Origin of the sequence: Anaerophaga thermohalophila DSM 12881, from assembly GCF_000191885.1 — a bacterium.
Lineage (GTDB): Bacteria > Bacteroidota > Bacteroidia > Bacteroidales > Marinilabiliaceae > Anaerophaga > Anaerophaga thermohalophila.
Genome location: NZ_AEWI01000059.1, coordinates 25,783 through 38,960 on the forward strand (window position 1 = coordinate 25,783; position 13,178 = coordinate 38,960).

Below are 13,178 nucleotides of genomic sequence, written 5' to 3' on the forward strand. Positions count from 1 at the left end.
TAATGCGTGCCGAAAGAGGATATATTTCTCTGTTTTTTGAGCAGGCAGCCATGGTTTGCTTTGTTCAACTGCTAAAATAACTTTCAATTTATATTTTCCTAACTGTCAGATAAGACGTGCGGTGTTGTTTTGCATAATTAACATTTTTAAAATCTAATTGCTATGCAGACACTCAGGTTACTCTTTACAATTTTATTTTTTTATGCTCTGGCCTTCAATGTATTTTCTCAGGGAAATGGTACCATTACCGGAAAGATTGTTGATACAGAAAGTTATCCTCTTCCCGGAACCAATGTCTACATTGAAGCTTTGGAAAAAGGAGCCGTCACTGATGCTGAGGGGCTGTACCGGCTAACGAATGTTCCCGCCGGAACGCATGAACTCACGGTTAGTTTTATCGGGTTCGACACTCAAAAAGCAACAGTTGAAGTGAAAGCAGGGGAAACCGTTACAAAAGATTTTGTTATGAAAGGTGGCATCATGCTGGAAGGCATCACCGTTGGATCAGCGCTGCATGGCCAGGCCAAAGCGCTTAACCAACAAAAAAATGCACCTAACATTAAAAATATTGTTTCGGCCGATCTTATCGGTCGTTTCCCGGACCAGAATGTCGCCGAAGCCTTGCAACGCATCCCCGGAATTTCTGTCCAACGCGACCAGGGCGAAGGCCGATATGTTCAAATAAGAGGAACAGACCCTAACCTGAGTAACATAACCATTAACGGAGAACAAATTGCTGCCCCCGAGGGAGATGCCCGTACGGTGGCTCTTGACATGATCCCTTCCAATATTCTGTCAAGCATTGAGGTAACGAAGGCGATTACACCCGACATGGATGGGGACGCCATCGGGGGTTCTGTCAATATTAACACATTATCTGCCGTTTCGAATAACCGGATTTTTAGCGTTACCGCCAGTGGTGGTTATAATAATCAGGTACAGGACTTATCGCCTGTTTCAGGACAGGGTGCTGTATCGTTCGGAAACAGAAGTGGAGACAGAAACCAGTTTGGCTACATGATTTCGGGAAGTTATAATAAAGCCAACAGGGCTTCGGACAATAATGAAATGGAATATGATGAGGGAGAACTGGAAGGATTGGAACTACGTGATTACGAATTGACCCGTGAAAGGTTAGGCATTGTTTCCGGCATTGATTATCGGTTTAATTCCTCATCTGTAATCTATATGAAAGGCAGCTATAATTTTTTCTCCGATCAGGAATACCGCCGTCGTTTTGTTATTGCCGCGGATGAACTGGCAAGAGATTTCAAAGACAGATTGGAGAAACAGCAGGTTATTTCTGTATCGGTCGGGGGTGATCATCTGATAAGTCAGGCTACAGCTATTGATTATGCATTGACTTATTCATACTCCGACCAAAACACTCCCGACGACAGGGAAATCAGCTATACAATGGAAGACGACATGGGTGATTTTATAACCTTTGATCGTACAGACCCCGACTATCCCCGGTTTTCATCAGCAGGTGGAGACCCGTATAATTACGCCCTTTATGAGTTCGATGAATTTGGTGATGCTTCAGAGATAACCACTGACCAACACTTCACGGTTCGCCTAAACCTGAAAACCAATTATCAGCTATCGCCGAATGTTTTCGGATATCTTAAATATGGGGGGCTGGGACGGTTCAAAAGTAAATACCGGAATATTACTGAAAGCATTTACGACTACAATGGGCCGGTTACTTTTCCTGAAATGTTGGGAGATTTTGTAGATAATGATTTTCTTGATAATAAATATGAAAATGGTGTCGGGAAATTTCCAAACAGGAGCACTGTAACAAGTCTTTTTAATGATCACAGGTCGGATTTCGAACTGAAAGAAGATGATTCGGTGGAAGGGTCCAATGCCGAAGATTACGATGCAACGGAAAATACTTATGCCGGATATTTGATGACTGAAGTAACTGCCGGTAATTTTTCTTCGTTATTAGGCTTAAGATATGAAAGAACGAATGTTGATTACACAGCCAATGTTACAGAATTCAATGAAGATGGAGACCTGGTTACCCCGATTACTTCTGCAGAAGCAGACAATTCATTCGACTTTCTCCTGCCCATGGTTCATTTTACTTACAATATGGGAGAAAACGGGAAGTTAAGACTGGCCTGGACCAATACATTTGCCAAGCCAAGATATTTCGATCTTGCGCCTTACAGAATTGTTAACCGTGAAGATGAAGAAATAGAGATGGGAAATCCCGATTTGGAGCCGGCCCGTTCTATGAACCTTGATTTTATGAGTGAATATTATTTCCGTAACGTCGGAATTATCTCGGGAGGATTGTTTTACAAAAAGATCAGAGACTTCATTTTTGTCAGTAATTTCGACTATTCTGGAACAGGCCCCTATACCGGATATGAAACCACACAGCCGGTCAATGGTGATGATGCAAAACTTTTTGGTTTTGAAGTAAACGTTCAGCGTCAACTTGATTTTCTGCCCGGCTTTGCCAATGGCTTCGGTATTTATGCCAACTACACCTATACCTGGTCCGAAGCCGATCTTACCACTGTAGGCGGCACTCAGAGAACTGTAAGTCTGCCAGGACAGGCAGAAAACGTAGCCAATTTTGCTCTTTCGTATGAAAAGAGAGGTTTCACCAGCCGGATATCACTTAATTATGCTGGTTCTTTCATCGATGAAATCCGGGAAACAAGTGAATCAGACAGGTACTACGACGAGCGCTTTCAGCTTGATGTGTCAGCCAGTCAGAAAATTTCGAATGGTTTCAGTGTTTTTGCTGAGGTTATGAATTTAACCAATGCGCCTTTACGGTACTATAACGGAACATCATCACGACCTGAACAGCAGGAGTTTTACTCCTGGTGGGGAAATTTGGGCGTTAAATTTAATTTTTAGTCCTTAAACCAATCTATCGATAGATTTTATATGCCTGACGGCAGGATAGATGTAATTATAGTCAGTTAAGAAAAGTCAAAACACGAAGACGCTATGACGCAAAGACTCTATATTAAAAGAGAACTGTGATGAACGTTTGCTGTTTTGGAAATGATTAATCTTTGCGGGTTTATGGATGAGCACATATTACCAGATTTTTTGAAAAGCATAACAAAGTATTGTAAATCATTTTATTATGGAATTCAAAGCTGTTAAAACATTCATTTTAGTTATTTCAGTAATCGCACTCTCCATTCTTGGTGTTGTTTATTGTTCATCCCCTGATCAGCAGGGAAAAGCTGTCAACAAGTGCAAAAAAAGAGGTTTTAAAAGAAGCCTTTCACACGCAGCGTGATGAATCGGACAATGTTGACAGTCCGGCGTTATGGCATGGCAAAGACGGACAAAACTGGCTGCTTGCTACCGCCAAAGAAGGCAACACCGTTATTATTTTCGATGCTGCAAACGGCCAAAAAATAACAACTTTTGGTGAGTCCGGGAAGGGCATCGGACAAATGGAGCGTCCCAACGGGATTGCCGTTATCGATTCCTTTGCTGTTATTGTAGAACGCGACAATCACCGGCTTCAGGTATTTTCGTTGCCATCTTTAAATTCCCTGGGCTTTTTTGGTCAGGAACAGCTCATTCGTCCTTATGGTATTGCCATGGACAAAACAGAAAATGGATATGAGCTTTATGTAACAGACAATTATGAGTTGGCCGGTGAAAGCATCCCTCCGGTTGACAGTCTGTTCCACCGGGTGCACCATTTTGTCCTGAATGTGAACGATACAACACTTCAGGTAAAGCATCTCAAGGCTTTTGGGGCAACAGAAGGCAGCGGCGTTTTGTACAAGGTGGAATCCATCCTTGTTGATCGTCCTCTTAACCGCCTGCTGATTGCCGATGAATATGAAATGCAGCGGAACATTAAAATTTATACAACCGAAGGTGAATTTACCGGCGAGGCCATCCCAAACAAATATTTCAAATACGAACCGGAAGGCATCGCTTTATGGTCTTGCAAGGCAGATACATCCGGCTATTACATAACAACCGATCAGGATGTCCTGAACAATTGGTTCCCCGTGTTCGACCGCAAAACACTAAAGTATATGGGAAGCTTTGCCGGAGAAGTCACACGGAATACCGATGGGGTGGCCTTAACACAGCATTCATTCGGAAACTTCAAAAACGGGGTATTCTATCCTGTACATAACGATGGCAGCATCACTGCAATTTCGTGGAAGGAAATAGCTGAGGCTTTGGGACTGAAAGTGGATTGTCCTAAATAACCAGCAGTTTTCTGAATATCTTCTTGCAGATGGGATTTTGGGGACAATGTCTGGCAGATAGGAATCCATAACTGATGAGTCAGGGAGTTTTGATTTCCGGTGGTTGACACGGACGGGCTATAGAAATCAAAACTCCTCCCCTCAGCCTTCGCTCAAACGTTGCTTACACTCCCTCGATATTGGATGGGGGCTCTCTGAGAATTATGTTTTAAGGAATAGGGGACCGAAGGATTGAGGAACGGCCCCTAAAGAGCAACGCAACAGAATTTTTATGACCGGCGCAATAACGTTATTGGGGTGACGCAACCGGGTTGTTGCGGGTGTAGCAAAAAAGAAGAAAGAAATTCTACCCACATTGCACACATTGGCAAAGCCTCACGAGCCTACGTTGTAACCAATGTTTTGCCAAAGAGTGCAATTCTGCCGACGTCCCCGGAGCAACTTGATAATTTTATATTGTTTTATGAGATAATTTTATATTTTAGCTGAAAAATAATTTGATAGAAATGAATCGAATCAAAGAAGTGCTTGAAGAGAAGGCATCAAGCAGACTTGGTAGGCTGAGAAGTTGGGGAAAAGCTACAATATGGTAATTTCATCCGTATAAAATTTAATTATTAAGGTCGGATGGAACTCGCATGCAAGAACTTATACATGTTCTTTTGTGACAAACCTTGTCATGCTCGTTTCATACGTACAAAACCGGCAAAAACCAAGACTTGAGGTACTTTAAGAGACAGCAAAAATATTGGATGTCAATCCAAAAGATTTATTGAAAGAAGAATAATGATTAAAGAAACTCAAATTGAAGAAAGTTTAATTGCTAAGTTGACTGACCTGAAATATAGTTATAGACCTGACATACGGGACAGAGCTTCTCTTGAAAATAATTTCCGCGAGAAATTCGAATCATTGAATCGGGTAAATTTAACTAATTCCGAATTTTATCGATTAAGGGATGAGATTATAAATGCTGACGTTTTTGCCGCTTCAAAACGCTTAAGAGAAATCAATACTTTTATGCGTGAAGACGGGACGCCATTGCATTACACATTAGTGAACATCAAAGACTGGTGTAAGAATGATTATGAAGTTGTCAATCAACTTCGGATAAATACTGAAAACAGCTATCATCGCTATGATGTGATTTTGCTGATTAACGGTATTCCCGTTGTTCAAATTGAATTGAAAAGTCTGGAAATAAGCCCACGCAGAGCCATGCAGCAAATTGTGGACTACAAAAGCAACCCGGGAAACGGCTATACCAATTCTTTGCTTTGCTTTATGCAGTTGTTTATTGTAAGCAACCGTGTTAATACCTACTACTTTGCAAATAACAACAATACTCATTTCAGTTTTAATGCTGATGAACAGTTTTTGCCCATTTACCAATTGGCATGTACGGACAATAAAAAGATCACACATTTAGACGACTTTTCTGAAAAGTTTTTGAGCAAATGCTCATTGGGGCAAATGATTAGCAGATATATGGTTTTGGTTGCAAGCGAACAAAAACTATTGGTCATGCGACCTTACCAAATTTATGCGGTAAAAGCCATTGTAGACTGCATTCACCAAAACCGAGGCAACGGCTACATTTGGCACACCACAGGAAGCGGTAAAACACTGACTTCTTTCAAAGCATCTACTTTACTTAAAGATAATCCCGACATCGAAAAATGCTTGTTTGTAGTTGACCGCAAAGACCTTGACCGTCAAACCCGTGAAGAATTTAATAAATTTCAGGAAAATTGCGTCGAAGAAAATACAAATACCGAAATGCTGGTAAGACGTTTACTTTCTGACGACTACGCCAACAAAGTAATTGTTACAACCATTCAGAAATTAGGACTTGCATTAGACCCAAACAACAAGAACAAATACAAGAAACGTCTGGAACCGCTTCGCAATAAACGAATTGTATCCATTTTTGATGAGTGCCACCGTTCACAGTTTGGCGAAAATCATAAAGCTATCAAAGAATTTTTTCCCAATGCACAGCTATTCGGTTTTACCGGTACACCCATTTTTGAAGATAACGCCATTTACAAACAAATTGACGGAACTGTTGGCTCTTATGTAACAACCAGAGATATTTTTCAAAAACAACTGCACGCTTACACGATTACCCATGCTATTGAAGATAGAAATGTTTTACGTTTTCATATTGACTATTTCAAACCCGGGAAAAACATTACCATAGGCAGTACAGAACATATAACGGCGGTTGCCGATGCAATTATAAAAAAACACGATGCATCTACGCACAGTAAACGCTTTAACGCTTTATTGGCAACGGCTTCTATTAATGATGCTATTGAATACTACGACCTGTTTGTAAAAACAGGGCATGCCCTGTCTCAAGAAAATCCGGATTTTCGTCCTCTAAACATTGCTTGTGTATTTTCCCCGCCTGCCGACGGAAACAAAGATGTGCAGCAGTTGCAGGAAGATTTACAGCAGGAAAAAGAGGACAACAAGGTTGAACCCGAAAAAAAGAAGAAAGCCCTGCAAAACATCATTGCCGATTACAACAAGCAATACGGAACCAATCACAGCATCAACGAGTTTGACTTGTATTATCAGGATGTTCAGCAACGCATCAAATTTCAAATGTTTAGCAATACCGACTATCCGCACAAAAACAAAATTGATATGGTGATTGTGGTGGATATGTTGCTTACCGGCTTTGATTCCAAATACCTGAACACCTTATATGTGGATAAGAATCTGAAATACCACGGACTGATTCAGGCATTCAGTCGCACCAACCGTATTTTGAACGACACCAAACCTTACGGAAACATACTTGATTTCCGCCAACAGCAAGCCGAAGTGGACAGAGCTATTGCCTTATTTAGCGGAGAAGACACCGGACGAGCCAAAGAAATTTGGCTGGTTGAACCGGCACCGAAAATAATTGAGAAGTACCAGGAGGCAGTAAAAGCGATGGAAAAATGGATGGAATCAAAAAACATCGCGGCAGAACCACAGGAAGTTTACAATATAAAAGGTGATGCTGCCCGTGTTGAGTTTATCAATCGTTTTAAAGAAGTGCAACGGCTGAGAACACAGCTTGACCAATACACTGACCTGAACGAAGAACAAAAGGAAAAGATAGAAGAACTAATGCCTGAAGATCAATTGCGTTCGTTCCGCAGTTCGTATCTGGAAATAGCCAAGCAACTCAAAGAAGTTCAGGAAAGGGAAGGCGACAGAGCCCCTGAAAACGTTCAACAGCTTGATTTTGAATTTGTGTTGTTTGCTTCTGCTTTGGTGGATTACGACTACATCATGAACCTGATTGCCAAATACACGCAGGGCACGCCGAAAAAGCAGAAGATGACCCGTGATCAATTGATTGGTGTATTGAGTAGCAGTGCTAACCTGATGGAAGAACGGGAAGATATTATTGATTACATTAATACATTAGAAGTTGGCAAGGGACTGACTGAACAAGAAATTAAAGATGGCTACCAACAATTTAAAGCGGAAAAAATAGCCAAAGAGTTTGCCCGCGTTGCACAGAAAAATGGATTGGAACTTTCTGCGCTGCAACAATTTACCGATAGCATTTTAAGCCGTATGATATTTGATGCCGATAAGTTAAGTGAACTTTTTGCTCCCTTTGACTTGGGCTGGAAAGAACGCACCAAACGAGAATTAGCATTGATGAAAGATTTGATTCCACTATTAAAAAAACAAGCCGAAGGGCGAGAAATATCAGGACTGAAAGCGTATGATGTCTGAACCACTGATTTATATGATTAAATGATTTAATTTGATAGATATGGAAAATGGAAAGACATTAAAATCTGAGTCATCAGAGAAATCCAATAAACCAGTAGTTCAGACGAATTACAAACATTCTGAATTAACAGGAAAGATTATTGGTTGTGCAATGAAGGTTCATTCTGCATTGGGTAATGGCTTTCAGGAAGTAATTTATCAACGGGCATTGGATATAGAAATGTCGGATGCAGGAATTGAATTTAGCAGGGAATATGAAATGCCGGTGTATTACAAACAACAACAAATAGGCACAAGACGAGTAGATTTTTTGGTAGAAAGTGTAGTTTCTGTTGAAATTAAAGCCCTGATAAAATTGGAAGATGTGCATTTAGCTCAAGCCATCAACTATTTGGAAGCTTATGATTTGGAAGTGGGGTTACTTATTAACTTTGGAGCAAAAAGCCTTGAATTTAAAAGAGTGTCAAACAAAAAGTTCAAACAGAAAAATCAAGGTAATCCAAAAATCAAATGAATCACAGTGCAGACAACTGGCAAATTAGCTGCAATTAAACTATAAAGGATATGGCAAAAATAAAGGTAGAAAATACAGAAAGAACGGCTCATAAAACTAAATCAAATCGCCATTCAGCAAATGAAGATTTTAATTAAAGCAGAAAATAGAAGATTATTGAAATAACATGACAGCAAACGAACCGTACAGACTGGGCATGCCCAGTCTCAAACCCAATCTCAAGCCCAATCACAACTATCTTGGAAACACCCTTTGGAAAATCGCAGACGAATTGCGTGGAGCAATGAATGCAGATGATTTTCGTGATTATATGCTTTCGTTTCTGTTCTTGCGTTATTTAAGCGACAACTACGAAGCGGCAGCCATAAAGGAATTAGGGAAAGATTACCCCGTTTTAAATGGAAATGGAGGCAAAACATCCTTGTCCATTTGGTATGAACAAAATCCTAACGATATTGAGGAGTTTGAAAAGCAAATGCGCCGTAAGGTTCATTATGTTATTAGGCCTAAATTCTTATGGAATAATATTGCATACCTGGCTAAAACCCAAAGTGAAGACTTGCTTGGAACGTTACAAGATGGTTTTAGACACATAGAAACAGAATCGTTTGATAGTACCTTTCAAGGCTTGTTTTCGGAAATCAATCTGGACTCCGATAAACTTGGCAGGAATTACCCGGAACGGAATAAAAAACTGTGTGTCATCATTCAGAAAATTGCTGAAGGCATAAATAAATTTTCCACAGACACAGATATTCTTGGTGATGCTTACGAATATTTAATCGGTCAATTTGCAGCAGGATCAGGCAAAAAAGCAGGTGAGTTTTATACTCCTCAAAGAATTTCTGATATACTTTCTGCCATTGTAACGCTTGATAGCCAAGACCCCAGCAAAGGCCAAAAGAAAAAAATTGAACGAGTGTTGGACTTTGCCTGCGGTTCTGGGTCGTTGTTACTCAACGTCCGCAACAGAATGATAAAAGCAGGGGGTACAATCGGTAAAATTTTTGGACAGGAGAAAAACATTACCACATACAACTTAGCTCGTATGAACATGCTTTTGCATGGCTTGAAGGACACTGAGTTTGAAATCCACCATGGGGACACGTTGCTTAACGATTGGGATATTTTAAATGAAATGAATCCCGCTAAAAAAATGGAGTTTGATGCTGTTGTTGCCAATCCGCCTTTCAGTTATCGTTGGGAACCAACAGAAGCAATGGGAGAAGATTTTCGTTTCAAAAGTTACGGTCTTGCTCCTAAGTCAGCAGCCGACTTTGCTTTTCTTTTACACGGATTTCATTTCCTGAGTAAAGAGGGAACAATGGCAATCATTCTACCTCATGGTGTTTTATTCAGGGGCGGTTCAGAAAAACGCATCAGAACAAAATTGCTAAAGGACGGAAACATTGACACGGTAATAGGTCTGCCTGCAAAATTGTTTTACTCGACCGGTATTCCCGTTTGCATATTGGTTTTAAAGAAGTGCAAAAAGTTTGACGATGTTTTATTTATCAATGCAGTTGACTACTTTGAAAAAGGAAAGCGACAAAACAACCTGCTGCCTGAACACATCGAAAAGATAGTTGCAGCATACCGCGACCGCAAAGAAGAAACCCGCTACTCCCGCAGGGTATCAATGGATGAAATAGAGAAAAACGAATTCAATTTGAATATTTCACGCTATGTAAGCACGTCGCTCGAAGAAGAAATAATTGACTTGCAGGAAGTAAACAAAAAACTTGTTGATATTGAAAAAGATATTGAAAAAGCAAGAGAAACACACAATAAATTTTTAGAGGAACTTGGACTTCCTCCGATATAATGGGCCAATGCTATTAGCAAGCATTCCGAAAGCTTTCGGAACCAAAGCTCCTCAGGCCAACGCTTCAACCAACGCTTCGTCAAAGCAAAGAGCTTAAAACCGGCACGAGTATCTCCTTTCAGGAGGGTTCAGGGTTGCCCGCACTCAAAAAAAACAAAATAAATTTGTGCTTCGAAATCGGCAGCTAACCATACCGATAACCGTTGCAGGCAAACTGTAAAAGAGAGCACAATATCAGGTTCAGTTATTTTTTGTAAATTTATGTCCAAACAAAACAGGATGATCGATAGTCAGAAAATATTGATTTAAAACAGCACTTGAAGAAATGGTAGTCCAATGCATTAACTATCACAGCGTGCCCCTGTTTTTCGTCGGGGTAAAGCTCTTAGGGGGAAGGAGGATTTTACCCCTGCTGACTCGTCCGGTACAACAAGGCAAAGAACTGATAGTAAAATTGATACTGAAATGAAACGAGCATGGCAAGGTTTGTCACAACAGAACATGTATAAGTTCTTGGATACGAGTTCCATCCGACCTTAATAATTAAATTTTATACTGATGAAAACAAATATCTTATTACTTTTAGCGATCATCACTTATTTTCCATGCTTCTCCCAGGATACATTGGTGGCTTTGGATAAAGACCTTACGACTGTAAACTACCTTTTTGAGGTTAAATTTCATCCGTTGAAATCGCAGGGACAAGACCTGAAAATGGCTTATGTAGATGTGTTGCCGTCAAATCCTAATGGAAAGACAATACTGCTCATGCACGGCAAAAATTTCAGTATAGCTTATTGGGAACAAACCATAAAAGCGCTGAGTAAAGAAGGCTTTCGTGTAATCGCAGCCGACCAAATTGGCTTTGGAAAATCCACCAAACCTGAAAACTACCAATACAGCTTTCAGCAGTTGGCTCATAACACCAAATCAATTCTCGACAGTCTGAAAATCAATAAAATTAATGTATTAGGCCATTCAATGGGGGGAATGCTTGCCACAAGATTTGCATTATCCTATCCTGAAATGACCGCTAAACTCATTCTGGAAAACCCGATCGGTCTGGAGGATTACAAAACTCTGACAAGTTATCAAACCATTGACGCGAATTATCAGAGTGAATTGAAAAACACAGTAGAAAGCTATCGCAACTACCAGTTGAAATATTATTATGATAATACCTGGAAGCCTCAATATGACCGTTGGCTCAACCTTTTAGCGGGTTGGACGTTGCACGAAGATTACCCCATTATCGCATGGAATGCAGCCCTTACTATGGATATGATTTTTACCCAGCCTGTAGTGTATGAATTCGGAAACATTAAATGTCCGACACTGCTTATCATCGGTACACGCGACAGGACAGCCATAGGTAGAGAACGAGCCCCGAAAGACATACAGTCGAAAATGGGGCTTTACAACGAATTGGGAAAGAAAACCCAGAAAGCTATACCAAACTCGACATTGGTAGAACTGGAAAACGTAGGCCACCTTCCTCATATAGAAACTTTTGACAGATTTATAAAGCCGTTGACTGAATTTTTACAAAAGTAGATGTATGAAGTTGTCCCCCACTAACAGCGGTTAAAAGAAATAGGGAGTTCAGTGCTAAATTAAAGGTCAATGCTTTTAATAAAAGTCAGTGCCAAACTGCAACCTAAGCAAAGCTTTACCTCGCATAACTCGTATCGTTTAACTTAGGTGATATTTGAGCGGAAAGGGAACAGCCAAAACAGTGGGTAAAATACCTGCACTGCAACGAGAACCGATGCTGGATATCTATCGTGGCACTGTTCTTAGAGGGCTTAAGCTAACCGGTTCGGGCATTTAAAACAAAAGACACAAACATTGTGATAGCAAAAATCAAATCAAAAACCAGGCACTTTATTTTAAAAAAAACCGGAAAATTTTCGCACTTGAAAATAAAGGTAAAATGTAATCATATATGGTATGGTAACATATATGGAGGTTTTTACATTTGTCCTGAATTCCTCAACGAAAATTCCATTATATATTCTTTTGGAATTGGTGAAGATATATCATTTGATAATGCGTTAATTAAAAATCATGGTTGTCGTGTTTTTGGTTTCGATCCGACTCCAAAGTCAATAAGTTGGATTAAAAGGCAAAAATTACCTGAGCAATTTCATTTTTATGAGTTTGGAATTAGTAATAAAAGTGGATTTGTTGATTTTTATCTTCCTAAAAACCCTGAGCATGTTTCAGGTAGTATTATTACTCAAGAAAACATTGACATTATGAAAAAAGTTAGTGTAGAAATGAAATCATTAGGAGATATTATGAATGAACTGGGCCATAAACACATTGACGTTTTGAAAATGGATATTGAGGGTTCTGAATATGATGTAATTGAAGATATATTAAACGCCAAAATATCAATCACTCAAATTTTGATTGAATTTCATGACAGACTTGTTGAAAACGGAAATCTTAAATCTAAACAAACCATTAAGAAATTGGATCATAATGGATATAAAATATTTGCAATTTCTGATTCATTCGAAGAAATATCATTTATTAAAGAAAACGTCCTGTAGCACTTAGCCTACGAGCAGGCGTTGCTTGCATACGCTTGATATTGGAGGCTCTGTTGAACCAAACATTCTTCCGTAGGCCTCATCATTAAAATCTATCAACCAATGATTGATCTATAGTGTTTTCATTCGTATATAATTTACTTAAGTTATTGGCCGAATGGAACTCGCATGATTGAGTTTTATACATGTTCTTTTGTGCCAAACCTTGCCATGCTCGTTTCATTCGTATAAAATTAGTCTAAGTTATTGGAATGATGCAATTTATTATGCTTTAATTGATTTTAGATTCTTCGCTCCGCTCAGAATGACAG

Annotated in this window: 8 protein-coding genes; all 8 read left to right on the forward strand. The window is 39.7% G+C overall.

Annotated elements, in window-relative coordinates:
- Nucleotides 1–162 precede the first annotated feature (162 nt).
- The 8 genes from ATH1_RS0114395 (at nt 163) to ATH1_RS0114425 (ending at nt 12,867) form a co-directional block, all read left to right on the forward strand.
- Nucleotides 163–2,886: a TonB-dependent receptor gene (locus ATH1_RS0114395; protein WP_010423060.1), complete on the forward strand. Its 2,724-nt coding sequence runs from the start codon at nt 163–165 to the stop codon at nt 2,884–2,886.
- Nucleotides 2,887–3,185: 299 nt separating this feature from the next.
- Nucleotides 3,186–4,220: an NHL repeat-containing protein gene (locus ATH1_RS0114400; RefSeq protein WP_010423063.1), complete on the forward strand. Its 1,035-nt coding sequence runs from the start codon at nt 3,186–3,188 to the stop codon at nt 4,218–4,220.
- A 786-nt stretch (nt 4,221–5,006) separates the two neighbouring features.
- Nucleotides 5,007–7,970 carry a type I restriction endonuclease subunit R gene (locus ATH1_RS0114405; RefSeq protein ID WP_010423065.1) on the forward strand — a complete coding sequence of 988 codons (2,964 nt, stop codon included), beginning with the start codon at nt 5,007–5,009 and terminating at the stop codon, nt 7,968–7,970.
- Nucleotides 7,971–8,010: 40 nt separating this feature from the next.
- A complete protein-coding gene (locus ATH1_RS0114410; RefSeq protein WP_010423067.1) occupies nt 8,011–8,484 on the forward strand; it encodes a GxxExxY protein in 474 nt (157 codons plus the stop codon).
- 166 nt (nt 8,485–8,650) lie between these two features.
- On the forward strand, nt 8,651–10,309 hold the full coding sequence (locus ATH1_RS0114415) for a type I restriction-modification system subunit M (protein WP_010423070.1): 1,659 nt from the start codon (nt 8,651–8,653) through the stop codon (nt 10,307–10,309).
- 558 nt (nt 10,310–10,867) lie between these two features.
- Entirely contained in the window at nt 10,868–11,863 is a 996-nt protein-coding gene (locus tag ATH1_RS0114420) for an alpha/beta fold hydrolase (protein ID WP_010423072.1), read from the forward strand.
- Nucleotides 11,864–12,017: 154 nt separating this feature from the next.
- Nucleotides 12,018–12,140, forward strand: a complete 123-nt coding sequence (locus ATH1_RS22495; RefSeq protein ID WP_280959771.1) for a hypothetical protein — start codon at nt 12,018–12,020, stop codon at nt 12,138–12,140.
- A gap of 19 nt (nt 12,141–12,159) precedes the next feature.
- On the forward strand, nt 12,160–12,867 hold the full coding sequence (locus ATH1_RS0114425; protein WP_010423074.1) for an FkbM family methyltransferase: 708 nt from the start codon (nt 12,160–12,162) through the stop codon (nt 12,865–12,867).
- The last annotated feature ends 311 nt before the right edge of the window (nt 12,868–13,178 follow it).

What these genes read in the sequence shown, in the direction of transcription:
- ATH1_RS0114410 (WP_010423067.1), top strand. Translation starts at nt 8,011, where the DNA reads ATGGAAAATGGAAAGACATTAAAATCTGAGTCATCAGAGAAATCCAAT.
- ATH1_RS0114415 (WP_010423070.1), top strand. Translation starts at nt 8,651, where the DNA reads ATGACAGCAAACGAACCGTACAGACTGGGCATGCCCAGTCTCAAACCC.
- ATH1_RS0114395 (WP_010423060.1), top strand. Translation starts at nt 163, where the DNA reads ATGCAGACACTCAGGTTACTCTTTACAATTTTATTTTTTTATGCTCTG.
- ATH1_RS0114405 (WP_010423065.1), top strand. Translation starts at nt 5,007, where the DNA reads ATGATTAAAGAAACTCAAATTGAAGAAAGTTTAATTGCTAAGTTGACT.
- ATH1_RS0114420 (WP_010423072.1), top strand. Translation starts at nt 10,868, where the DNA reads ATGAAAACAAATATCTTATTACTTTTAGCGATCATCACTTATTTTCCA.